The 24641-nt window shown below is 53.3% G+C and carries 22 protein-coding genes, 2 tRNA genes and 1 other RNA gene; 21 read left to right on the top strand and 4 right to left on the bottom strand.

Annotation, left to right across the window (positions count from 1 at the left end; translation table 11 throughout):
• Positions 1–6: 6 nt before the first annotated feature.
• The 21 genes from odhB (at position 7) to aroG (ending at position 17763) form a co-directional block, all read left to right on the top strand.
• Positions 7–1227 carry a 2-oxoglutarate dehydrogenase complex dihydrolipoyllysine-residue succinyltransferase gene (gene odhB / locus FGI04_RS12710; RefSeq protein WP_342699535.1) on the top strand — a complete coding sequence of 407 codons (1221 nt, stop codon included), beginning with the start codon at positions 7–9 and terminating at the stop codon, positions 1225–1227.
• A 138-nt stretch (positions 1228–1365) separates the two neighbouring features.
• The gene (gene sucC / locus FGI04_RS12705) at positions 1366–2532 is read left to right on the top strand and encodes an ADP-forming succinate--CoA ligase subunit beta (RefSeq protein ID WP_012883910.1); all 1167 of its coding nucleotides are present in this window, start codon (positions 1366–1368) and stop codon (positions 2530–2532) included.
• Positions 2532–3404, top strand: a complete 873-nt coding sequence (sucD, locus tag FGI04_RS12700; RefSeq protein WP_016941937.1) for a succinate--CoA ligase subunit alpha — start codon at positions 2532–2534, stop codon at positions 3402–3404. Before sucC ends, sucD begins: the two co-directional genes overlap by 1 nt.
• Before the next feature lie 699 nt (positions 3405–4103).
• On the top strand, positions 4104–5669 hold the full coding sequence (gene cydA / locus FGI04_RS12695) for a cytochrome ubiquinol oxidase subunit I (RefSeq protein WP_342699536.1): 1566 nt from the start codon (positions 4104–4106) through the stop codon (positions 5667–5669).
• Between the two features lie 12 nt (positions 5670–5681).
• Positions 5682–6821: a cytochrome d ubiquinol oxidase subunit II gene (gene cydB / locus FGI04_RS12690; protein ID WP_012883914.1), complete on the top strand. Its 1140-nt coding sequence runs from the start codon at positions 5682–5684 to the stop codon at positions 6819–6821.
• Positions 6822–6837: 16 nt separating this feature from the next.
• Positions 6838–6951, top strand: a complete 114-nt coding sequence (cydX, locus tag FGI04_RS12685; protein ID WP_012883915.1) for a cytochrome bd-I oxidase subunit CydX — start codon at positions 6838–6840, stop codon at positions 6949–6951.
• A complete protein-coding gene (gene ybgE, locus FGI04_RS12680; protein WP_407336827.1) occupies positions 6951–7241 on the top strand; it encodes a cyd operon protein YbgE in 291 nt (96 codons plus the stop codon). Before cydX ends, ybgE begins: the two co-directional genes overlap by 1 nt.
• 134 nt (positions 7242–7375) lie before the next feature.
• Positions 7376–7780, top strand: coding sequence for a tol-pal system-associated acyl-CoA thioesterase (gene ybgC, locus FGI04_RS12675; protein WP_342699539.1), 405 nt, complete (start codon positions 7376–7378; stop codon positions 7778–7780).
• A complete protein-coding gene (tolQ, locus tag FGI04_RS12670) occupies positions 7777–8463 on the top strand; it encodes a Tol-Pal system protein TolQ (protein WP_012770580.1) in 687 nt (228 codons plus the stop codon). The genes ybgC and tolQ overlap by 4 nt, the downstream gene beginning before the upstream one ends.
• 12 nt (positions 8464–8475) lie before the next feature.
• On the top strand, positions 8476–8901 hold the full coding sequence (tolR, locus tag FGI04_RS12665) for a colicin uptake protein TolR (RefSeq protein WP_012883918.1): 426 nt from the start codon (positions 8476–8478) through the stop codon (positions 8899–8901).
• 77 nt (positions 8902–8978) lie between these two features.
• Positions 8979–10178, top strand: coding sequence for a cell envelope integrity protein TolA (gene tolA / locus FGI04_RS12660; RefSeq protein ID WP_016941934.1), 1200 nt, complete (start codon positions 8979–8981; stop codon positions 10176–10178).
• Positions 10179–10308: 130 nt separating this feature from the next.
• The gene (gene tolB, locus FGI04_RS12655; protein WP_019845439.1) at positions 10309–11595 is read left to right on the top strand and encodes a Tol-Pal system beta propeller repeat protein TolB; all 1287 of its coding nucleotides are present in this window, start codon (positions 10309–10311) and stop codon (positions 11593–11595) included.
• A gap of 39 nt (positions 11596–11634) precedes the next feature.
• Positions 11635–12141, top strand: a complete 507-nt coding sequence (gene pal / locus FGI04_RS12650; RefSeq protein WP_016941932.1) for a peptidoglycan-associated lipoprotein Pal — start codon at positions 11635–11637, stop codon at positions 12139–12141.
• A gap of 9 nt (positions 12142–12150) precedes the next feature.
• Positions 12151–12963 carry a cell division protein CpoB gene (gene cpoB, locus FGI04_RS12645; protein ID WP_342699540.1) on the top strand — a complete coding sequence of 271 codons (813 nt, stop codon included), beginning with the start codon at positions 12151–12153 and terminating at the stop codon, positions 12961–12963.
• Positions 12964–13136: 173 nt separating this feature from the next.
• Positions 13137–13212: transfer RNA gene (locus FGI04_RS12640), tRNA-Lys, on the top strand.
• A 29-nt stretch (positions 13213–13241) separates the two neighbouring features.
• Positions 13242–13317 (top strand) — tRNA-Lys (locus tag FGI04_RS12635).
• A gap of 43 nt (positions 13318–13360) precedes the next feature.
• Positions 13361–13485, top strand: a non-coding RNA gene (locus tag FGI04_RS12630) — RtT sRNA.
• Positions 13486–13741: 256 nt separating this feature from the next.
• Entirely contained in the window at positions 13742–14458 is a 717-nt protein-coding gene (locus tag FGI04_RS12625) for a DUF554 domain-containing protein (RefSeq protein ID WP_342699606.1), read from the top strand.
• Between the two features lie 203 nt (positions 14459–14661).
• Complete coding sequence (gene nadA / locus FGI04_RS12620; protein WP_342699607.1) at positions 14662–15708, top strand: quinolinate synthase NadA; 1047 nt, start codon at positions 14662–14664, stop codon at positions 15706–15708.
• Positions 15709–15730: 22 nt separating this feature from the next.
• Positions 15731–16456 carry a nicotinamide riboside transporter PnuC gene (gene pnuC, locus FGI04_RS12615; RefSeq protein ID WP_407273136.1) on the top strand — a complete coding sequence of 242 codons (726 nt, stop codon included), beginning with the start codon at positions 15731–15733 and terminating at the stop codon, positions 16454–16456.
• A gap of 254 nt (positions 16457–16710) precedes the next feature.
• Positions 16711–17763, top strand: coding sequence for a 3-deoxy-7-phosphoheptulonate synthase AroG (aroG, locus tag FGI04_RS12610; RefSeq protein WP_342699542.1), 1053 nt, complete (start codon positions 16711–16713; stop codon positions 17761–17763).
• 66 nt (positions 17764–17829) lie between these two features.
• Here aroG and gpmA read toward each other — a convergent pair whose 3' ends face one another.
• The 4 genes from gpmA to FGI04_RS12590 all read right to left on the bottom strand — a co-directional run bounded on the left by gpmA (position 17830) and on the right by FGI04_RS12590 (position 24633).
• Positions 17830–18582: a 2,3-diphosphoglycerate-dependent phosphoglycerate mutase gene (gpmA, locus tag FGI04_RS12605; protein WP_019845445.1), complete on the bottom strand. Its 753-nt coding sequence runs from the start codon at positions 18580–18582 to the stop codon at positions 17830–17832.
• 152 nt (positions 18583–18734) lie between these two features.
• Positions 18735–21863: an efflux RND transporter permease subunit gene (locus FGI04_RS12600; protein ID WP_407321081.1), complete on the bottom strand. Its 3129-nt coding sequence runs from the start codon at positions 21861–21863 to the stop codon at positions 18735–18737.
• The gene (locus FGI04_RS12595; RefSeq protein ID WP_407321082.1) at positions 21860–23377 is read right to left on the bottom strand and encodes an efflux RND transporter periplasmic adaptor subunit; all 1518 of its coding nucleotides are present in this window, start codon (positions 23375–23377) and stop codon (positions 21860–21862) included. The genes FGI04_RS12600 and FGI04_RS12595 overlap by 4 nt, the downstream gene beginning before the upstream one ends.
• Positions 23374–24633 (bottom strand): TolC family protein, encoded by a 1260-nt coding sequence (locus FGI04_RS12590; RefSeq protein ID WP_407321083.1) that lies wholly within the window; start codon positions 24631–24633, stop codon positions 23374–23376. Before FGI04_RS12590 ends, FGI04_RS12595 begins: the two co-directional genes overlap by 4 nt.
• Between the last annotated feature and the right edge of the window lie 8 nt (positions 24634–24641).

Below are 24641 nucleotides of genomic sequence, written 5' to 3'. Positions count from 1 at the left end.
TAGATAATGAGTAGCGTAGATATTCTTGTCCCTGATCTGCCGGAATCTGTAGCTGACGCGACCGTCGCTACCTGGCACAAGAAACCGGGCGATAGCGTCCAGCGTGATGAAGTGCTGGTTGAAATTGAAACCGACAAAGTCGTGCTGGAAGTGCCGGCGATCGAAGCGGGTGTACTGGAAGCGGTGCTGGAAGCTGAAGGCGCGACCGTGACATCTCGCCAGATTCTGGGGCGTCTGCGTCCGGGAGATAATTCCGGCAAAGAAACCAGCGAAAAAGCACAGAGCAAAGAGTCTACTCCGGCACAGCGTCACACCGCCGGGTTGGAAGATGAAAATAACGATGCGCTGAGCCCGGCGATCCGTCGTCTGATTGCCGAGCATGACTTGGACGCATCAGCCATTAAAGGCAGTGGCGTCGGCGGGCGTATCACTCGCGAAGATGTGGAAAAACACCTGGCTGGTCAGAAGTCAGCCAGCAAAACCACTGAAGCACCGGTAGCCGCACAGCCTGCTGCAGCGCTGGGAAGCCGCAGCGAGAAACGTGTTCCGATGACCCGCCTGCGCAAGCGCGTGGCTGAACGTCTGCTGGAAGCGAAAAACAGTACCGCCATGTTGACCACGTTCAACGAAGTCAACATGCAACCGATTATGGATCTGCGTAAGCAGTATGGCGAAGCGTTTGAAAAACGTCATGGTGTGCGTCTGGGTTTCATGTCCTTCTACATTAAAGCTGTCGTGGAAGCACTGAAGCGCTATCCAGAAGTGAATGCGTCTATTGATGGCGAAGATGTGGTCTACCATAACTATTTCGACGTCAGCATTGCGGTATCTACCCCACGTGGTCTGGTAACGCCGGTGCTGAAAGATGTCGACTTGCTGGGTATGGCCGAGATCGAGAAGAAAATCAAAGAGCTGGCGGTGAAAGGCCGCGACGGTAAATTGACCGTCGAAGAGCTGACGGGTGGTAACTTCACTATTACCAACGGTGGCGTGTTCGGTTCTCTGATGTCTACCCCGATTATCAACCCGCCGCAGAGCGCGATTCTGGGGATGCATGCTATCAAAGATCGCCCAATGGCGGTAAATGGCCAGGTGGTCATCCTGCCGATGATGTATCTGGCGTTGTCCTACGATCATCGCCTGATCGATGGCCGCGAATCAGTCGGTTTCCTGGTTACTGTTAAAGAAATGCTGGAAGACCCGGCTCGCTTGTTGCTGGATGTCTAACCCGTTGTAGTAAAAGGCGGCTGGCCTGCGTCCTGCCGCCTTTATTATGTGCTATGCAGGCCGTTGCATCTGTGCGGCGGCGTTATCCACGACAGAGAGTCTCTGGACTTATCTTCAAACTTAAATGGATAGAACATCATGAACTTACATGAGTATCAGGCAAAACAGCTCTTTGCTCGGTATGGTTTACCGGCACCCACCGGTTACGCCTGCACAACACCGCGTGAAGCGGAAGAAGCCGCATCCAAGATTGGTGCTGGCCCGTGGGTTGTTAAGTGTCAGGTGCATGCTGGCGGCCGTGGTAAGGCTGGTGGCGTAAAACTGGTGAACAGCAAAGAAGAGATTCGCGCCTTTGCTGAAAACTGGTTGGGTAAACGTCTGGTTACCTACCAAACGGATGCTAACGGTCAGCCGGTTCATCAGATTCTGGTGGAAGGTGCGACGGATATTGATAAAGAGCTTTATCTGGGTGCCGTAGTCGATCGTGGTACTCGCCGTGTGGTATTCATGGCTTCCACCGAAGGTGGTGTTGAAATTGAAAAAGTGGCCGAAGAAACGCCACATTTGATTCATAAAGTCGCTCTGGATCCTTTGACCGGGCCTCAACCGTATCAGGGCCGCGAACTGGCGTTCAAACTGGGCTTAAGCGGTAAGCAGGTTGCACAGTTCACCAAAATCTTTATGGGGTTGGCGACACTGTTCCTGGAACGTGACCTGGCGCTGGTTGAAATCAACCCGCTGGTTATCACTAAACAAGGTGACCTGGTGTGTCTGGACGGCAAGCTGGGTGCTGACGGCAATGCCCTGTTCCGCCAGCCGGAACTGCGCGAAATGCGTGACCACTCTCAGGAAGATGCGCGTGAAGCGCATGCTGCTCAGTGGGAACTGAACTATGTCGCGCTGGATGGCAACATCGGTTGTATGGTGAATGGTGCTGGTCTGGCGATGGGAACCATGGACATCGTGAAGCTGCACGGTGGTTCACCGGCTAACTTCCTTGATGTGGGTGGTGGCGCGACCAAAGAACGTGTAACCGAAGCATTCAAAATCATCCTGTCTGATGACAAGGTGAAAGCGGTACTGGTGAATATTTTCGGTGGTATCGTTCGTTGTGACCTGATTGCCGACGGTATTATCGGCGCGGTAGCAGAAGTGGGCGTGAACGTTCCGGTCGTTGTGCGTCTGGAAGGCAACAATGCTGAATTGGGTGCGCAGAAACTGGCGGATAGTGGTTTGAACATCATTGCTGCGACCAGCCTGACGGATGCGGCTCAGCAAGTGGTTGCAGCAGTGGAGGGTAAATAATGTCCATTCTGATCGATAAAAACACCAAGGTCATCTGTCAGGGTTTTACCGGCAGTCAGGGTTCATTCCATTCTGAGCAGGCGATTGCCTACGGTACGCAGATGGTGGGGGGGGTAACGCCAGGTAAAGGCGGTACAGAACATCTGGGGCTGCCAGTATTTAATACGGTACGCGAAGCGGTAGAAGCCACGGGTGCGACGGCGTCTGTTATTTATGTACCAGCTCCGTTCTGTAAAGACTCCATTCTGGAAGCCATTGATGCGGGTATCCAACTGATCATCTGTATCACCGAAGGTATCCCGACGCTGGATATGCTGACGGTGAAAGTGAAGCTGGAGCAAAGCGGTGTGCGCATGATCGGCCCGAACTGCCCAGGTGTGATCACTCCGGGTGCTTGTAAGATTGGTATCATGCCGGGCCACATCCATTTGCCGGGTAAAGTCGGTATTGTATCTCGCTCCGGTACGCTGACTTATGAAGCTGTAAAACAGACTACAGATGCCGGTCTGGGCCAGTCGACCTGCGTGGGTATCGGTGGTGACCCGATTCCAGGCTCCAACTTTATCGATATTCTCAAGCTGTTCGAACAGGATCCGCAGACCGAAGCTATCGTGATGATCGGTGAAATTGGTGGTACTGCTGAAGAAGAAGCGGCAGCCTACATTAAAGAACACGTCACCAAACCCGTAGTGGGGTACATTGCTGGTGTCACTGCGCCGAAAGGCAAGCGTATGGGTCATGCCGGGGCGATTATCGCTGGCGGTAAAGGTACGGCAGATGACAAATTTGCTGCGCTTGAAGCAGCGGGCGTTAAGACAGTACGCAGCCTGGCTGACATCGGTGATGCGGTAAAAGCAGTGCTGTCACGTTAAGCGGAATGCACTGTACTGAATATAGTGTGTCATTACCTTCCCGGTTCGACATGTTTGGCCACCTCTGGTGGCCTTTTTTATATTTGAATCTTGTCGCAAAAATGTAGCCTCATGGAAATATATTTAATCAATCCAGCAACAATAAAATAACATAGAGTGTATAAATTAAAAGTTTCCATATTTTAGATCAACCAATGCTATTTTTATTTAAAACAAAAAATACATTATTAATGGCACGCTTCGGAAACCAGGCGATTACATCAGATTAACATTTAATGATGTGTAAAATAAAAGATGATGTTTATTAACATCTGGGGTGATAGTTGTTTTAGATCAAAAATCTAAACTGGATATCCGTTCGGAAATAAGATTAAATTGCGGTGGGTCAATTATGCCCTTGAAGGCCTGTGGCGTTGCGATTGGCGTAAAATCAAAAAACTCAATCCGCATCACGTAAAAACCTATTTATTGTAAGGTTGTAGAGGCGTAATATAACTATACTCATATCTGAGTATAGTATTTGTAATCCTGTAATTTTTTCTTCGGCTTACTTTTCAAATGCGTCGTGATGACGTGGTGGCGCATATTGAGGCCTGTGCTAAAGCATTGTTGTGTTCTTTAGGTTACTAACTGCCGGGTATTTAGTGGCTTGTCTGTACAGCGAGCTAAAGACCCTCCTGCGAGGAGCAAGGAGTTAAGATGTTTGATGTAGTCGAACTGTCACGTTTACAGTTTGCCTTGACCGCGATGTATCATTTCCTGTTCGTGCCTTTAACGCTGGGGATGGCGTTTTTGCTGGCGATCATGGAAACCGTGTATGTCTTGTCTGGCAAACAAATCTACAAAGATATGACCAAGTTCTGGGGCAAGTTATTTGCGATTAACTTTGCCCTTGGTGTGTCTACCGGCCTGACCATGGAATTCCAGTTCGGTACTAACTGGTCGTATTACTCTCACTATGTCGGCGATATCTTCGGTGCACCTCTGGCAATCGAAGGATTGATGGCGTTCTTCCTGGAGTCTACCTTTGTCGGGCTGTTCTTCTTTGGCTGGGATCGACTGGGCAAAGTACAGCACATGACGGTAACCTGGCTGGTGGCGTTGGGGTCCAACTTGTCTGCATTGTGGATTCTGGTGGCCAACGGCTGGATGCAGAACCCGATTGCCTCGGATTTCAACTTCGAAACCATGCGCATGGAGATGGTGAGCTTTGCTGATCTGGTATTGAACCCGGTTGCACAGGTGAAATTCGTTCACACCGTCGCGGCAGGGTATTGCACCGGCGCCATGTTCATTTTGGGTATCAGCTCCTACTACCTGTTGAAAGGACGTGATGTGGCTTTTGCCAAACGTTCCTTTGCGATTGCAGCAAGCTTTGGTATGGCGGCTGTACTGTCTGTTATCGTGCTGGGCGACGAGTCTGGTTACGAGATGGGTGACGTACAGAAAACCAAGCTGGCGGCTATCGAAGCAGAATGGGAAACCCAACCTGCACCTGCTGCGTTTACTTTGTTCGGTGTTCCTAATCAGGAAACGATGGAGAACAAGTATGCCATTCAGATCCCTTACATGCTGGGCCTGATCGCTACCCGTTCTACCGACAAGACGGTGACTGGTCTGAAAGAACTGATGGAGCAACACGAAGTTCGTATCCGCAACGGTATGAAGGCTTATCATCTGTTGCAGCAACTGCGCTCCGGTAACACCGACCCGGCTGTACGCACTGAGTTCCTGAAGAACAAACAGGATCTTGGTTATGGGCTGTTGTTGAAACGGTATACCCCGAATGTGGCGGATGCCAGTGACGCACAGATTAAACAGGCGGTTAAAGATTCTATTCCGCGTGTAGCCCCGCTGTACTTCTCCTTCCGCATTATGGTGGCGTGCGGTGTGCTGATGCTGTTGATTATCGGTCTGTCTTTCTGGACGGTGCTGCGCAACAAGATTGGTCAGAAACGCTGGCTGCATCGCATCGCGCTGTATGGTATCCCGTTGCCGTGGATTGCCGTTGAAGCGGGTTGGTTTGTTGCGGAATACGGTCGCCAGCCGTGGGCGATTGGTGAAGTGTTGCCGACAGCTGTCGCTAACTCCTCGCTAACTGCGGGAGACATCCTGTTCTCCATGGGACTGATTTGCGGTCTGTATACGCTGTTCCTGGTGGCTGAAACATACCTGATGTTCAAGTATGCGCGTCTGGGTCCAAGCAGTCTGAAAACAGGTGCTTATCACTTCGAACAGCCGATCGCGGCTCAGGAAGTACGGTAACAGGAGTCCACTATGTTTGATTATGAAGTCTTGCGTTTTGTCTGGTGGCTGCTGATTGGTGTGCTGCTGATCGGTTTTGCCGTCACCGATGGTTTTGACATGGGCGTCGGTGTGCTGGTACGCCTCATGGGGCGTAATGATGTAGAGCGCCGCGTGATGATTAACAGTATCGCGCCGCACTGGGACGGTAACCAGGTTTGGTTGATCACGGCTGGTGGTGCGCTGTTCGCTGCCTGGCCGATGGTGTATGCCGCTGCGTTTTCCGGTTTCTACATCGCGATGATTCTGGTTCTGGCATCGTTGTATTTCCGTCCGGTCGGCTTTGACTACCGTTCGAAAATCGAAGATCCGCGCTGGCGCAATATGTGGGACTGGGGCATTTTCATCGGTAGTTTCGTTCCGCCGGTGGTTATCGGTGTCGCATTCGGTAACCTGCTACAGGGTGTTCCGTTCCATGTGGATGAGTATCTGCGCTTGTACTACACCGGTAACTTCTTCCAGTTGCTCAATCCGTTCGGGTTATTGGCAGGTATTGTCAGCCTGAGCATGATTGTGGCACAGGGGGCGACTTACCTGGTGATGCGTACTTCAGGCGACCTGCTGTTCCGTGCCAAAAAAGTCGCTCAGTTCGCTTCGCTGGCGCTGACGGTGACGTTTGCTCTGGCGGGTGTTTGGGTTGTTTATGGCATTGATGGTTATGTACTGACGTCGGTCATTAATACGGCTGGCGAGTCTAACCCGCTACATAAAGAAGTAGCCCGTCAGGCTGGTGCCTGGTTGGTCAACTACAATAGTCACCCTGTGCTGTGGGCTATTCCGCTGCTCGGTGTGGTGTTGCCGCTGGTGACTGCGCTTATGGCGCGGGCAGGAAAGGGAGCGATGGCATTTTTGTTCTCCTCCTTGAGTATCGCCTGCGTGATCCTGACCGCTGGTATTGCCATGTTCCCGTTCATCATGCCGTCAGTGACCGTACCAAACGTCAGTCTGACCATGTGGGATGCAACCTCCAGCCTGCTGACGCTTCGAGTGATGACTGTGGTGGCGATTATCTTCGTCCCGATCGTGCTGTCTTACACCATTTGGTGTTACTACAAGATGTTCGGACGCATCACTAAAGAGCATATCGAGCAGAATTCTCATTCGTTGTACTAAGTAAGGAGCCTGATTTATGTGGTATTTTGCCTGGATATTGGGAACGCTTCTTGCTTGTTCGCTGGGCGTGATTACTGCTCTGGCATTGGAACAGAGCGAAGCAACCAAGACGAATAAAGATAAACTGTAATGATGGTTATTGATCGTCTTTACCGCTGTATGGATAGGGGCCCGTTACGGGCCCTTTCCCTGATCATGGCGTTATTACTGGCTGGATGTGTTTTCTGGGAGCCTGCGCGTTTTGCTGCTCGCACCAGTTCACTGGCAGTCTGGCAGGGAATCGTGCTGATTTGGGCGGTGTGTACGGGTGTCGTGCATGGTGTAGGGTTTCGTCCGCAGAGAATGCGCTGGCGAGCCTTCTTTTCCCCCTTTCCAGCCTTTGTGATCCTGACCGCAGGATTGTATTACTACTTCCTGTAGGATAGCTTTTCATTCCTTTTGGTTATGGGTTGTCCGCAACCCATAATTATTTACCTTCCTGTACATAGAACCCATTCCCAACTTTATCCCTCTTGCGTATAGTAGCGGGGTTTATCGCATTACCGGGATGTAGAGTGAGTAATAAAGTGTTCCGCTGGCCAGTGCGTGTCTACTATGAAGATACAGATGCAGGTGGTGTGGTTTATCACGCGCGTTATGTGGCCTTCTATGAACGAGCCAGAACTGAAATGTTGCGCGCGCACGATTTTCATCAGCGCGTACTCATGACTGAACATATTGCCTTTGCTGTACGTAAAATGACGATTGAGTATCTTGCCCCGGCGCGCCTTGACGATTTACTGGAAGTGCAAAGCGAAATCGTTACGATACGCGGCGCTTCCCTGACATTCGCACAGCGCATTCTTGACTCGTATGGCACCCTGCTGAGCCATGCCGAGGTTTTAGTCGCATGTATCGATCCATTTCAAATGAAGCCGGTTGCGCTTCCTAAGTCTATTGTCGCGGAGTTTAAGCAGTGACTGACATGAATATTCTTGATTTGTTCCTGAAGGCTAGCCTTCTGGTTAAACTTATCATGTTAATTTTAATCGGTTTTTCCATTGCCTCTTGGGCGATTATCATTCAGCGTACCCGTATTCTGAATGCTGCGACGCGTGACGCCGAAGCGTTTGAAGACAAGTTCTGGTCGGGTATTGAGCTGTCTCGCCTTTATCAGGAAAGTCAGACTCGCCGTGAGAATCTGACAGGTACTGAGCAAATCTTTTATGCAGGCTTCAAGGAGTTTGCGCGCTTACATCGGGCCAATAGCCATGCACCGGAAGCGGTGGTGGAAGGGGCCTCCCGTGCGATGCGCATTTCCTTGAACCGCGAGCTGGAAACACTGGAAACCCATATTCCTTTCCTCGGCACCGTCGGGTCTATCAGTCCGTATATCGGTTTGTTCGGTACCGTGTGGGGGATTATGCATGCGTTCATCGCTCTGGGGGCGGTGAAGCAGGCGACATTACAGATGGTGGCGCCAGGTATCGCTGAAGCACTGATTGCTACCGCTATCGGTCTGTTCGCCGCAATCCCGGCCGTTATGGCATATAACCGCCTGAATCAGCGTGTGAATAAACTGGAACAGAATTACGACAACTTCATGGAAGAGTTTATTGCTATCCTGCACCGTCAGGCTTTCTCCAGCGAAGGCAACCGTTAATCAGGAGGTGATATGGCTCGTGCGCGTAGCGGCCGCCGGTCGCTGAAATCCGAGATTAATATTGTTCCTCTGCTCGACGTGTTGTTGGTGCTGTTGTTGATCTTCATGGCGACTGCACCAATCATCACTCAGAGCGTGGAAGTGGATCTGCCGGATGCAACCGAATCCAAGACCGTATCCAGCAACGATAATCCGCCGGTGATTGTCGAGGTATCCGGTGTAGGGCAATACAGTCTGGTCGTTGATCATAACCGTATGAATCAATTGCCTGCGGAGCAGGTGGTGGCTGAAGCCCAGTCTCGCCTGACCGCAAACCCGAAAACGGTCTTTCTGATCGGGGGTGCCAAAGATGTTCCTTATGATGAGATCATCAAGGCGCTGAATTTGTTGCATCAGGCCGGTGTCAAATCTGTCGGGTTGATGACGCAGCCGATTTGACCGGCGAGTCCGTGAATGGTGACTTCTGAGAAGGATAGACATCATTTGTCTGGCAAAACTGTTTTTGGGAATCCTTTGTGTTAAAGGCAAACGAACGAAACGATAAGCTAAAGCGAGCCGTCATAATCTCGGTCGTTTTGCACGTTATTCTGATTGCGTTGCTGATTCTGAGTTCGCTGAACCAGAAGATGGATGACGCCAGTGGTGGTGGCGGCGGTTCATCCATTGACGCGGTGATGGTTGACCCTAGTGCAGTGGTCGATCAATACAATCGTCAGCAACAACAGCAGAGTGACGCCCGCCGTGCTGAGCAGTTGCGTAAAAAACAGGCAGATCAGCAGGCTGAAGAGTTACAGGCGAAACAGGCTGCCGAACAACAGCGGCTAAAAGAACTGGAAAAAGAACGTCTGCAGGCACAAGAAGAAGCGAAACAACAAGCGCAGGAACAGGCGCAACAGCAAAAACAGGCGGAGGAAGCCGCCCAGAAAGCGAAGGAACAGCAAAAACAAGCGGAAGCAGCTGCAGCGAAGGCTAAAGCAGAAGCAGAGCAACAGGCTAAGGCTGCCGCCGCAGCGAAGAAGCAGGCTGAAGACGAAGCAAAAAAACAGGCTGCTGCTGACGCGAAGAAGAAAGCGGAAGAAGAAGCAAAAGCCAAGGCAGCGGCGGCTGCAGCTGAAGCCAAGAAGAAAGCTGAAGAAGACGCTAAAGCTAAAGCGGCTGCTGAGGCTAAGCAGAAAGCGGAAGACGATGCCAAAGCTAAGGCGGCAGAGGCTGCTAAGGAAAAAGCCGCAGCTGAAGCGGCTAAGAAAGCTGAGGCCGCTGCTGCTGCCAAGAAAGCGGCAGATGACAAGAAAAAAGCTGCCGCCGCTGCTGCCAAACAGGCTGGTGAGGTTGACGACCTGCTGGGTGGTCTGGCTTCATCGAAGAATGCGCCAAAAGGTGGTGGTAATGCAGCCGGTAGTAATGCACCGGCCGGGGCAGGTAATAATAAGAAGAGCGGGGCATCAGGTGCTGCGCTGGATAGTTACGGCAGCCAGGTTCGCACCGCGATTCAGAGCAAGTTTTATGACTGGGAGTCCTACAAAGGACGCACCTGTACGTTACGCATCCGACTGGCGCCTGATGGCCTGCTAATCGATGTGAAGAGTGAGGGCGGCGACCCGGCATTGTGTCAGGCGGCAATTGCTGCGGCCAAGCAGGCTCGGATACCGAAGCCACCCACCTCTGATGTATATGAGGCTTTCAAGAACGCACCGATAGACTTTAAACCGCAGTGATCCGGTTGCCAGTTGGCGGAGTTTACGACTATGACTTTACTGGTCACCGTGCACATCGTGTTTGTTGATATGGGTTTGTTAAACGCTGCCAGGTTATCGTAGGCTCTGGAGCCGGGATAAGGGAGATGAGATGAAGCAGGCATTAAAAATTGCATTGAGTTTTCTGATGCTGTGGACGGCTGTGTTGCATGCAGAAGTCCGTATTGAAATTACTCAGGGGGTCGACTCCGCGCGGCCGATCGGCGTGGTTCCGTTTAAATCGACGGGCGGCGCAGTTCCTGAAGAGATCGGCAGCATTGTTGCCGCAGATTTGCGTAACAGCGGTAAATTCAACCCTATCGATCCCAGCCGTATGCCACAACAGCCGGGTACCGCGGCTGAAGTGACGCCGTCTGCCTGGACCGCTCTGGGTATTGACGCGGTAGTCGTAGGGCAGGTTCAGCCAACAGCGGATGGCTATCTGGTTTCCTATCAACTGGTAGATACCTCCGGCAATGCAGGCAGCGTGCTGGCGCAGAACCAGTTCAAAGTGACCAAGCAGTGGCTGCGTTATGCCGCGCATACCGCCAGTGATGAAGTGTTCGAGAAGCTGACAGGCATCAAGGGTGCTTTCCGTACTCGTATCGCTTATGTGGTGCAAACCAATGGCGGTCAGTATCCGTATGAATTGCGTGTAGCGGATTACGACGGTTACAACCAGTTCGTGGTTCACCGCTCTCCAGAACCGCTGATGTCACCAGCCTGGTCGCCGGATGGCAGCAAACTGGCTTATGTGACATTCGAGAGTGGCCGCTCTGCGCTGGTAGTACAGACGCTGGCTAATGGTGATATCAGACAAATTGCGTCTTTCCCTCGTCACAATGGTGCGCCAGCATTCTCACCAGACGGGTCTAAACTGGCTTTTGCGTTGTCCAAAAGTGGTAGCCTGAATTTGTATGTGATGAATCTGGGCTCTGGCCAGATTTCTCAGGTAACTGATGGTCGCAGTAATAATACTGAACCGACCTGGTTCCCTGATAGCCAAACGCTGGCCTATACTTCTGACCAGGCCGGTCGTCCCCAGATTTATAAAATCGGTATCAACGGCGGTGCTCCTCAGCGTCTGACCTGGGAAGGTTCCCAAAACCAGGATGCTGAAATCAGCAGCGATGGTAAATTCCTGGTGATGGTCAGCTCCAATGGTGGCGCTCAGCATATCGCCAAACAGGATCTGGTAACGGGTGGCGTTCAAGTGTTAACGGACACGTTCCTGGATGAAACGCCGAGTATCGCACCCAATGGCACCATGGTAATCTACAGCTCCAAACAGGGCCTGGGTTCCGTGTTGCAACTGGTTTCGACTGACGGGCGTTTTAAAGCGCGTCTTCCGGCAACCGATGGTCAGGTGAGATTCCCTACCTGGTCGCCGTATATGTAATCAAAAATATGTACAATAACCTATTTAAAGGACATAGAAATGCAATTCAATAAAGTGCTGAAAGGCCTGATGTTGGCTCTGCCGGTGCTGGCTGTTGCCGCATGTAGCTCCAACAAACACGCTAACAATGACCAGTCCTCCCTGAACGGCGGCGCTGGTATGGAAAATGGCGGTAACATGTCTTCTGCTGAGCAGGCTCGTCTGCAGATGCAGGAACTGCAGCGCAACAATATCGTTTACTTCGATCTGGACAAATATGACATTCGTCCTGACTTCGCTCAGATGCTGGATGCCCACGCTGCTTTCCTGCGTAGCAACCCGTCTTACAAAGTGACCATTGAAGGTCATGCGGACGAACGTGGTACGCCGGAATACAACATCGCTCTGGGCGAGCGTCGTGCTAATGCTGTGCAGATGTATCTGCAGGGTAAAGGCGTGTCTGCCGATCAGATCTCCGTGGTTTCTTACGGTAAAGAGAAACCTGCTGTTCTGGGCCATGACGAAGCTGCATGGTCCAAGAACCGTCGTGCCGTTCTGGTATACTAAGAGAATCGCATGAGCAGTAACTTCAGACATCACATGTTGAGTCTGTCGTTACTGGTTGGCGTAGCGGCCCCTTGGGCCGCTACTGCCCAAGCGCCAATCAGTAATGTCGGCTCAGGCTCGGTAGAAGATCGAGTCACTCAGCTGGAGCGTATCTCCAACGCTCATAGTCAGTTATTAACCCAACTTCAGCAACAACTCGCCGACACTCAGCGCGATATCGATGGCTTGCGCGGCCAAATCCAGGAAAATCAATATCAGCTGAATCAGGTCGTTGAGCGTCAAAAACAGATCTATCAGCAAATTGACAGCCTGGGTTCTCAGAGTGGTGGTCAAGCCTCTTCTGGTGCCTCATCGGCAGGTAATGCTGCAGCGTCTGCGCCAGCGGCAGCCAGCGATGCGGGAGCCGCAAGTAATACTGGTACGAGTTCCGCAGCGCCAGCTATGACGGGTGATGCGAATACCGATTACAATGCAGCTGCCTCATTGGTGCTGGAAAAGAAACAGTATGATCAGGCGATTGCGGCGTTTCAGAATTTCGTGAAGCGATATCCTGATTCAACCTACCAGCCGAATGCGAATTACTGGTTAGGACAATTGTTCTACAACAAGGGTAAAAAAGACGACTCGGCGTATTACTTCGCTAACGTTGTCAAAAACTACCCTAAATCACCGAAAGCACCGGAAGCCATGTTCAAAGTTGGCCTCATCATGCAGGAAAAAGGTCAGACTGATAAAGCCAAGGCAGTCTACCAACAGGTGATAAAGAACTACCCCAATACTGATGGCGCAAAACAAGCTCAGAAGCGTTTGGATAGTTTGTGATTTCCTTTCTGGCACAAAAACTGCGCGATATGCGTGGTTTTTGCGCTGGAGAGTTCAAGGGATAAGCAGTTGAGCTTTTTTTTCTGAAAATGTGTTGCACAGAAAAATTATATTAGTAATATATGCCGCCGTTGCCAAGGCGATGCTGAATCGCTAAAAGCAGCCGAATGTTTGGGTCGTTAGCTCAGTCGGTAGAGCAGTTGACTTTTAATCAATTGGTCGCAGGTTCGAATCCTGCACGACCCACCAAACAATCTCTGTGTAGCATATCCCGTAGCGGGTCGTTAGCTCAGTCGGTAGAGCAGTTGACTTTTAATCAATTGGTCGCAAGTTCGAATCCTGCACGACCCACCACCGCTAAATAAACCACCTCATTCAATTCGCTCTCTGTATTTCAGATATAACGCTGCCGTGCAGGTGAGAAGCTGCGTTCAGGTTCGAGTCGAGCGAAGCGAGACAGCAGCGCATTGCGCTGGCCCGAAGGGCGAGGCCGCAGGCCGAGTCATCCTGCACGACCCACCACCGCTAAATAAACCACCTCATTCAATTCGCTCTCTGTATTCAGACATAACGCTGTCGTGCAGGTGAGAAGCTGCGTTCAGGTTCTACATCACCCTTCCTGATGCTTTCGCTGGCTTTTGTTATATCTCTTTTTGCTTCAACCCAGTTCAATCACACCGTAGCATTTGGCGTATAGTAATGGCTTCTTTTTTGACGGCTGGCGATATTCCTTTATAGTCCTGTGCGTAGAAGGATATGCCTTAAGAGATAATTGATGATGATTGGTCCGGTTATCAATGGCGCGGCTATTTTGATTGGTGGCGCATTGGGTGTGGCGTTGCGCCGTTTTATTCCTCAACGTATGCGTGATGGGTTACCGCCCGCGTTTGCGATGGTATCGATTGCCATGGGCGTAACGCTGGTGGTCAAGGTTCACCAGCTCCCGGCAGTGGCGCTGGCGATTATTCTGGGGGTTGGGATAGGAGAGTTGCTGCGTCTTGAAGCCGGTGTTCAGAAAGGGGCGATAATGATAGAGCGCCTGTTGAGCCGGTTTGTGCCATCGCCAGAGCACCAGTTACCTCAGGATGTGTATACCCAGAATTTTACTGCCTTGATTGTATTGTTCTGCGCCAGTGGTACCGGTGTGGTCGGTGCCATGACGGAAGGGCTGACCGGTGACTACCAGCTGTTAATCATCAAGTCGGCGCTCGATATTTTCACGGCACTGATTTTTGCGATTACGCTGGGGGTGGCGGTGATGTCGATAGCTATTCCTCAGGTATTGGTACAGGCGCTGCTATTTTTCTCCGCCAGGCTTATCATGCCGTTTATGAACGAGATCACGATGGGTGATTTCGCAGCGTGTGGCGGCATCGTAATGATGGCTGTCGGATTGCGCATTGCGCAGATAAAAACCTTCGCGGTGGTTAACTTCCTGCCAGCGTTGGTGCTGATTATTCCTTTCTCCTTGTACTGGCACCGCTTCTTTTCCTGATGGCTACCGGGCGGTCTTTCTGGCCGCCTTGTGCATCAACGGATCTCTATTTTTAATAAATTAAACACATCTGGCATTTCTGAAATTTCTTAGTGAAGAAAAAGCAGACTTTATGATGTTATTGCGATATTTTGTTTAGTATATAAAACACGTTTCTCGTAAATGACGTCGCCTTAACGCCTGCAACTGCACGGAATCCCATGATGAGCCTGTTTTTTGAACCATCTGCTATTGATTACCCTTTTCCCGCCAAACCGAGACGGCTATCCGAAGAGGAAAAGCAACAGTATCGCCGCCAGATTAAACACCAACTACAAGCACGCAACGCCGTGCTGGTGGCGCACTATTACACCGATCCCGAGATTCAGTCGCTAGCCGAAGAAACCGGTGGTTGTGTTGCCGACTCACTGGAAATGGCCCGGTTTGGCCGTACTCACCCTGCTACTACGCTGGTCGTCGCGGGGGTACGGTTTATGGGGGAAACGGCAAAGATACTCAGCCCGGAAAAAACCGTACTGATGCCAACACTCGAAGCGGAGTGCTCGCTGGATTTAGGGTGCCCGGTTGAGGCCTTCAGCGCTTTTTGCGATAGCCACCCTGATCGCACGGTGGTGGTGTATGCCAATACGTCGGCGGCGGTAAAAGCCCGGGCAGATTGGGTAGTGACGTCCAGTATTGCGGTGGAGCTTATCGAACACCTGGATAGCTTGGGTGAAAAGATCATCTGGGCACCGGATCGCCATCTTGGGCACTATGTGCAAAAGCAAACGGGAGCGGATGTGCTGTGCTGGCAGGGCGCTTGCGTTGTGCATGATGAATTCAAAACGCAGTCGTTAAGGCGAATGAAGGCTCTGTACCCACAGGCAGCGGTGTTGGTTCATCCGGAGTCGCCCCAAAGCGTCGTTGAGATGGCGGATGCCGTAGGGTCGACCAGTCAACTGATTCAGGCGGCAAAGCGGTTGCCTCATCCAGAACTGATTGTCGCGACTGATCGCGGCATCTTTTACAAGATGCAGCAGGCGTGCCCGGAAAAGGTGTTGCTGGAAGCTCCCACCGCGGGTGAAGGGGCTACCTGCCGCAGTTGTGCGCATTGCCCGTGGATGGCGATGAATGGGCTTGAGGCGATTGCGACGGCCCTGGAACAGCCTCAGGCATTCCACCATAGTATTGAGGTGGATGGCGCTATCCGTGAGCGTGCCTTGGTGCCACTGAATCGGATGCTGGAGTTTGCGGCTACACTCAGGTCATAGTCATTATCATTCAGGAGTAAAGATGGATTTTTTTAGTACCAGCAATATTCTGGTTCACATCCCGTTAGGGGCTAACGGTTATGACCTGTCATGGGTTGAAGCGTTGGGGACGTTATCCGGTTTGGTATGTATCTGGCTGGCTAGTCTGGAAAAGACCAGCAATTATTTGTTTGGGCTGGTCAATGTGTCGCTGTTTGCATTGATCTTCTTCCAGATTCAGCTATACGCCAGCCTGTTGTTGCAGATTTTCTTTCTCGTCGCCAATGTGTACGGCTGGTATGCCTGGAGCAGAACGACGCAGGACAACGGTGCGGCGTTACAGGTTCGTTGGTTATCGCGTCGGCAGGCTCTGTGGTGGAGCATGGCGTGTGTGGCTGCGATTGTACTGATGTCCCGATATATCGACCCATTCTTCTTCCTGCTGAGCCGTATTGCGGTGGCGGCAATGCAAGGCGTAGGTATGGATGTGTCGATGCCGACGTTGCAGCCGGACGCGTTTCCTTTCTGGGATTCAGCCATGACGGTATTGTCGGTGGCAGCTATGCTGTTGATGACCCGCAAGTATGTTGAGAACTGGCTGTTATGGGTCGTCATCGACATTATCAGCGTGGTGATTTTCGCTTATCAGGGGGTCTACGCCATGTCGTTGCAGTATATGGTGCTGACGCTGATTGCGCTGAACGGCACCTGGCTATGGATAAAAGGTGCCCGCGATAATCACTCGCAGCCGCTTGCCCGCGCGTTATAACCGATAATCAGACATGCGAGCACCCACTCGCATGTCCTGTTCTGTGTCTGAGGTTAGTGGTTGACCTATACTCAGTATTTTTCTCACGCACAGTGAATAGTGGTTGATACCGGTGGGTATTACCTGCGACAGGTGTGAGCTGCTTGACTTCTATTCGCCAGCCTGCAATATGAATGGCGACGTTATTATTTTTTCGTTTTTACTCCGGGTCGACAGGGGATGATCGTCTGTTGCTATGGAGACATGGACCCATTATGAATTACCAGAATGATGATTTGAGAATTAAAGAAATTAAAGAACTACTTCCCCCCGTTGCACTGTTGGAGAAATTTCCAGCCACTGAGCGTGCAGCACAGACTGTATTTAATGCCCGCAATGCTATTCATAAAATCCTGAAAGGCAATGATGATCGCCTGCTGGTGGTGATTGGGCCCTGTTCCATCCATGATCCAAAAGCGGCTAAAGAGTACGCTGCGCGATTGCTGAAACTGCGTGAAGAATTGCGTGGCGATTTAGAAGTCGTGATGCGCGTCTATTTTGAAAAGCCGCGTACGACCGTGGGCTGGAAAGGGCTGATTAACGATCCGAACATGGATAATAGCTTCCAGATCAACGATGGCCTGCGAATTGCCCGTCAGTTACTGCTGGAGATCAACGACACCGGTTTACCGGCTGCGGGTGAGTTTCTGGATATGATCACGCCGCAGTATGTGGCTGATTTGATGAGTTGGGGGGCTATCGGCGCCCGGACGACGGAATCTCAGGTGCACCGTGAGCTGGCATCCGGGCTGTCCTGCCCGGTGGGTTTCAAGAACGGTACCGATGGCACCATCAAGGTTGCGATTGACGCTATTAATGCCGCTCGTGCGCCACACTGCTTCCTGTCGGTAACCAAGTGGGGCCATTCGGCGATCGTCAATACCAGCGGTAACCACGACTGCCATATCATTCTTCGTGGTGGTAAAGCGCCTAACTACAGCGAAGAGCATGTGCAGGCGGTGAAAGTGGGTCTGGAAAAAGCGGGCCTGCCAGCACAGGTGATGATCGATTTCAGCCACGCCAACAGCTGCAAGCAGTTCAAAAAGCAGATGGACGTGTGCGAAGACGTATGCCGTCAGGTAGCGGGTGGTGAGAAAGCTATCATGGGCGTCATGGTGGAAAGCCATCTGGTGGAAGGTAACCAGAATCTTGAAAGCGGCGAGCCGCTGGTTTATGGCAAGAGTGTCACCGATGCCTGCATCGGCTGGGATGATACCGATAGCCTGCTGCGTCAGTTGGCGGCGGCGGTACGTCAGCGTCGCGGCTGACAGCCTTTATAAAAAAACCCGGTCTGAACCGGGTTTTTTCTTTTTACATCAAGCATATCAGACGAATTACTTCGCTTTACCCTGATTAGCAACGGCGGCTGCTTTCGCGGCGATTTCGTCAGCGTTACCCAGGTAGTAGCGTTTGATTGGTTTGAAGTTTTCGTCGAATTCGTAAACCAGCGGTACGGCAGTCGGGATATTCAGTTCCAGAATTTCTTCTTCGCTCATGTTATCCAGATATTTAACCAGTGCACGCAGTGAGTTGCCGTGTGCAGCGATGATCACGCGCTCGCCTTTTTTGATACGCGGCAGAATGTTTTCATTCCAGTACGGCACCACGCGTTCGATGGTCAGCGCCAGGCTTTCGGTCAACGGCAGCTCTTTGTCGCTCAGCGACGCGTAACGCGGGTCGTGGCCCGGGAAACGTTCGTCGTCACGAGTCAGTTCCGGCGGGGTGACCGCGAAGCCGCGACGCCACAGTTTAACCTGCTCGTCACCGTATTTCTCAGCGGTTTCCGCCTTGTTCAGGCCCTGCAACGCACCGTAGTGACGTTCGTTCAGTTTCCAGCATTTTTCTACTGGCAGCCATGCCTGATCCAACTCGTCCAGCACGTTCCACAGAGTGTGAATGGCACGTTTCAGCACAGAGGTGTAGGCAAAATCAAAGCTGAAACCTTCTTCTTTCAGCAGTTTACCTGCCTGTTTGGCTTCATTGACGCCTTTCTCGGACAGATCAACATCCATCCAGCCGGTGAAGCGGTTTTCGTTGTTCCACTGGCTCTCACCATGTCGCACCAGTACCAGCTTAGTTACAGCCATAGCTTAACTCCTTCATATACTAAGATTTCTATGATAACTGCGCTCATTATAGGGCCGGAGAGCGGTTATCGGCAATCGCTAGTCACCCAGCCGCCTGATTTATATGCCGCCACAATGGCGATAAAATAAGCGGCTTTATCGTTTCAGCTTGTCTATTTCTCCACCCTATTGCGGTGGAGCAACAAAAACAGCGCCGGAATCACCAGCATCGACAGCAGCGGTGCGCTGACCATGCCACCTATCATGGGGGCGGCAATGCGTTGCATGATCTCCGAACCGGTGCCGCCGCCCCACATGATGGGCAACAGCCCGGCCATGATGGTGGCAACCGTCATCATTTTCGGACGTACACGCAATACCGCGCCTTCACGGATAGCGGCCATCAACTGCGCGTTGCTCAGCGTCTGCCCCGGCAGGCGATGTTTTTCCACCGCGTGGTTCAGGTACAACAGCATGATCACCCCGAACTCCGCTGCTACTCCAGCCAGTGCAATAAATCCTACCGCACCGGCAACAGATAAATTATAGCCGAGCAGATACAACAGCCAGACACCGCCGATCAGCGCAAAGGGTAGTGTACCCATAATCAGCAACGCGTCTTTGATCTGGCCGAAAGTCACGAACAACAGGATAAAAATAATCAGCAGAGTGAAGGGGATCACCAGCTTCATGGTTTCGGTGGCGCGCTCCAGATACTCGAACTGACCGGACCAACTGAGCGAGATGCCCTGTGGCAATGAGACCTGCTGTGCCACCTGGCGTTGCATCTCTTCCACCGCGGATTTCAGGTCGCGTCCGCGCAGGTCGACATAAATCCAGTCGGACAATCGGCCGTTTTCGCTTTTTAACATCGGTGGTCCTTCGCTGACACGTATGTCAGCCAGTTCGGAGAGTACCAATCGAGCACCGCTTTGCGTCACCACCGGTAGATTTTTTACCGCATCGAGTGAATCACGGATTTCTCGTGGATAACGTACGTTGATCGGGTAACGCTGGCGACCTTCCAGCGTTTCGCCGATATTTTCCCCACCGATCAGTGTCGCGACCATCGACTGTAATTCCTGTACCGATACGCCGTAGCGGGCAGCCCGTCGCCGGTCGATATCGATATCAATGTAGCGCCCGCCCGCCACGCGTTCTGCCAGTGCCGATGTCACGCCGGGTACGCGTTTCACAACCTGCTCTATCTGCGCGGCTACCTGCTCTATCGCATGCAAGTTATCTCCGTTGACCTTGATGCCGACCGGGCTTTTAATGCCTGTTGCCAGCATGTCGAGTCGGTTGCGAATGGGCGGTACCCACACATTCGCAATGCCGGGAAGGCTGACGGTGCGATCTAGCTCGGCTACCAGTTTGTCCATGGTCATACCGGGTCGCCACTGCTCTCGCGGTTTCAAACGGATGGTGGTTTCCAGCATGGTCAGCGGTGCCGGGTCGGTGGCGCTGTCAGCACGACCGGCTTTGCCGAACACGCTATCCACTTCCGGTACGGTTTTAATCAGTCTATCGGTTTGTTGCAGTAACCGAGCCGCTTCACGTGGTGAAATACCGGGCAGGGTGGAGGGCATATACAGCAGGTCACCTTCGTCCAGCGGCGGCATAAATTCACTGCCGAGACGAGAAAGCGGATACAACGTCAGTACCAGCAATGCCAGCGAAACCGCCAGTGTGGTTTTGGGAAAGCGTAGTACCTGCTGTAATACCGGTTGATACAACGCTATCAGCCAGCGATTGAGTGGATTAGCCTGCTCGTCGGGGATACGACCGCGTACGAAATACCCCATCAACACCGGCACCAGGGTGATACCAAGACCGGCGGACACCGCCATTGCATAGGTTTTGGTAAACGCCAGCGGCGAAAACAGGCGGCCTTCCTGGGCTTCCAGTGAAAACACCGGGATAAACGACAAGGTGATGATTAACAGGCTGCAAAATAGCGCGGGCCCGACCTCTGTCGCAGCTTGTGTTGCGAGTTGCCACCAGGTGGCGCTATCCGGTTCGGTGTCCGGGTGCTGGTGTCGCCACTGTTCGACCACCTTGTGCATATTCTCGATCATCACAATCGCGGCATCGACCATAGCACCGATGGCGATAGCTATCCCGCCTAACGACATGATGTTGGCGTTGATCCCCTGGTAGCGCATGATGATGAATGCCCCCAGAATCCCCAACGGAAGGCTGATGATCGCCACCAGCGAAGAGCGGAAGTGAAACAGGAACAACGAACACACCAGTGCGACCACCACAAACTCTTCCAACAATTTGTGGCTGAGGGTGGTGATAGCGCGTTCGATCAGCGGCGAGCGATCGTACGTGGTGACTATTTCGACGCCAGCGGGCAGGCTTTGGCGAATCTGTTGTAAGCGAGCATGAACGGCGCGCAGTGTTTCCAGTGCGTTTTTACCCGAGCGCATCACAATTACGCCGCCCGCGACTTCACCTTCGCCATTAAGCTCGGCAATGCCACGGCGCATTTCCGGGCCTTGTCGTAAGGTGGCGACATCCTGCAAGAGTATTGGAATGCCGTCTCGCCGGCCTACCGGCACGTTGAGAAAGTCTTCCGCTTTTAGCAGGTATCCGGACGTTCTGACCATGTACTCGGCTTCGCCCAGCTCGATAACGGACCCGCCGCTTTCCTGATTAGCTGCCCGCAGCGCATCGATCACCTGCTGGTGTGTGACGTTAAGCGCGCGCAGTCGTTCCGGGTTCAGCACCACCTGATACTGACGAACCATACCGCCGATGCTGGCGACTTCTGCCACGTTGGGCACGGTTTTCAGTTCATATTTCAGTAGCCAGTCCTGAATGGCGCGCAAATCAGCCAGACTGTGTTGGCCGCTACGATCAACCAGGGCGTATTCGTAGATCCAACCGACCCCGGTGGCGTCTGGCCCCAGCGAGGCTTTCGCCTCGGCGGGCAGGGTAGATTGCACCTGACTCAGGTATTCCAATACGCGGGAACGCGCCCAGTAAGGGTCGGTACCATCCTCGAACAAGACGTAGACATACGCGTCGCCGAACATCGAAAAGCCGCGTACGGTCTTCGCACCGGGTACCGACAGCATGGTGGTCGTTAGCGGATAGGTGACCTGATTTTCCACCACCTGTGGCGCTTTACCGGGATAACTGACCCGGATAATCACCTGTACGTCGGAGAGGTCAGGCAGTGCATCCAACGGTGTTTTTTGCAGTGAAATGACGCCCCACGCGGCCATCATCAGTGTGGCGATCAGCACCAGAAAGCGGTTTTTTATCGACCAGCGAATCACTGAGGCGATCATAGGTGGCCTCCGTGAACCGCCGTATCAACAGGCTGGATAGCCAGCAGGTGTGCACCGTTATCATCCAGTCGAAAACGGAATGTCACCGTCATGCCGGGCTGGAGAGTAGCGGGTAGCGTATTACCGTCGAAGGTGAAATCCATGATCATCGGCGGCCAGTTGAGCGCTGGCACGGCGTCGTGGGCAAGGGTGACCTGTTTACCCTTGATGGCTTTGATGACCCCTCGGGTCTGGTAGTCACTGACGACTGGGGTCGTGGGCGGCGTAGGCTGGCTTGGTGAGCTATCACTAAACGCGCCTAGTGCACTGCGCAGGCTGGCTTCGGAGTCGATCAGGAACTGGCCGGAGATCACGACATTATCGCCGTCGGCGAGGCCGGAGCGGATTTCTGCCCAGCCGTCCTGAATAAGGCCTACCTCAACCGGACGTGGGGTGAAATAGCCCTGACCGTCGCTCAGCAGTACCCGGTTCTGGCGGCTGCTGACCAACAGGGCTTGTTGCGGAACCATCAGTGTCTGGCGAGCCGTGCCGGTAGCCAGTCGAACGGTCAGGTACATACCGGGTTTGAGGCGTTGCTGGCGGTTGTCCAGGACAACGCGGGCTTTCAGCGTGCGGGTGGCGGTGTCGAGTTGCGGCAACAATTCGGCGATGCGTCCACGAAAGGTTTCGCCCGGCCAACTGTCGCTGATGGCGAGCATCTCGTCACCGATATGCAACGCTGACGCCTGTGCGGCCGGATATTCCACTTCAACCCAAACCGGGTCGAGACTGGCCAGCTCAAACAACGGCTGTGCCGGTGTTAACTGGCTGCCACTGCGCACATCCAGCCGGTTGATGTAGCCGCTCTCTGGCGCAGTAATCGTCAGACGTGGTTGCGGTTTACCACTACGCTCAACCTGCCGGATGACGCTTTCTGGCATGAACATCAAGGCTAGCTTTTGTCGTGCTGCCTGACTGAGCCCGCTGTCCCCCAACTGGCGCACCGCCAGATACTCCTGCTGAGCGGCCGCCCAGCTTGGGTTCCACAGCACCGCCAGCGTTTCGCCTTTCTGTACCGGCTGCTGCACTGCGCTGACGTTTAGCTGTTCCACCACGCCGCCACTGGGGGCGACCACGGTGCGTAGCGTGCGTTCATTCAGCGCCACAGTGCCATAACCAACTGCCTGAGGTCGTAGTTCACGGCGTTCAACCCGAGCGGTGCGTACACCGAGGTTTTGTTGCTGGCGTGGGCTGACCATTACGCCGCCGTTATCCTGCACCTCATCGGCGTAGCGCGGTACTAACGGCATATCCATAAAGGGGGATTTGCCGGGTTGACTGAAGCGTTTATCCGGCACCATCGGGTCGTACCAATAGAGAACCTGACGCCCGTTGTTGGCCTCGGGTGTGGCGGTGGCGGCATGATTCGCTATCGCGGTGGTGTGACTGCCGTTACGGTAGTAACCCACGGAGTAACCGGCTGTAGCCGCCACCAGCGCGATGGCAATCAGACTGACAGTAAAAGTACGGTTCATTTTACGGCGGTTCCTTGTGGCGTCAGGTAACGGAGGGTGGCCCACAGTGCTGCCATGTCACGGGCAGCGTTTTGCGCGGCGATACGGCTATCCAGCAGTGCGCGGCGGGCTTCCAGTATGCTGGTCAGATCGCTGTTGCCGCTCTGATACTGGCTTTGCAGCAACCGGATGCGCTGTTGCTGCAACGGTAGCACCTCGTCATTTTGGCGATGCCAGCGGGACTGGGTGGCCTGATACTGTGCCAGCAGTGTGTCGAGCTGCGCCCGGTGTTCTCGCTGGACGAGGGTGACCCGGTCACGTGCCTCCATACTGAGCGCCACATCGGCGGCGTGATCTTTGTTCTGCCTGCTGGACTGGAACAGAGGCAAATCCATGCTGATTTCGATGCCAGCCATATCGTCGAAATTGTTACCGCGCCGACCGTAATACACTTCGACGCCGACATCCGGAATGGCCGCTACCGCAGATTGCGCCGCCCGGGCCTGCGCCAGACGGGTTTCCTGTTCGGCCTGGGTTATCTCCGGGTGCTGGGCGATAGCAGCGTACAAGACTGCCGGTTCGGCAGGCAGGCGCTCGAAGCGAGGTAATGGCCCTTGTGTGGTGACGTCGCTGATGCCGGTCAGCCGGGTGAGTCGGGCCTGCGCGATGGCGACATCCCGCTCGGCATCTGCCAGCCGGTCTTGCATCGCCGAAAGCGTCAGCCGGGCATCCAGCACCCGGGCGGATTCCCCACCCGCAGCCACGCTGGTTTTTTGAATGGCAATCTGACGCTGACTTTCCTGTACCAGTGCGACGATGTCTTGCCGTGTCTGGCGAGCCAGCGCCAGTTCCAGCCAGGCCTGGGCCGTATCACGCTGTAACTGAGCGCGCAGGGTGTCACTGTTGCTGCGTACCGCGTCGGCCTGGGCCAGAATGGTTTGGGCTTTACGTTCGCGTTTGGTGGCGCTGACATAGGTTTGCATGATGCCGATGCGTTGCATGGTCATGCCCTCGCGCGTCAGGCGACGGGTGTTATTGCCACCAATCGGTACGTTTTCGATGCCGTATTTCAGTTGTGGGTCCGGCAGTTGTGTGGCGGAGTCGGCCATGTTTTGCAGCGCGCCCATCTGGTGCTGGTTGGCAGACAGGTCGGCGGAATACTGTTCCGCCGCCTGCAGTGCGCCATCCAGATCCAGTGCTGCCGCGAATGACGCGGCAGGCAGCCACAACAACATCGCCAGCCACGCGCGCGAAGCGCGGAGCGTGCGTATGTGCATGGTGGTCT

This window comes from Dickeya ananatis (genome assembly GCF_019464615.1).
In the GTDB taxonomy this organism is placed as follows: Bacteria; Pseudomonadota; Gammaproteobacteria; order Enterobacterales; family Enterobacteriaceae; genus Dickeya; species Dickeya oryzae.
This window is presented reverse-complemented; position numbering and strand designations above follow the sequence as displayed.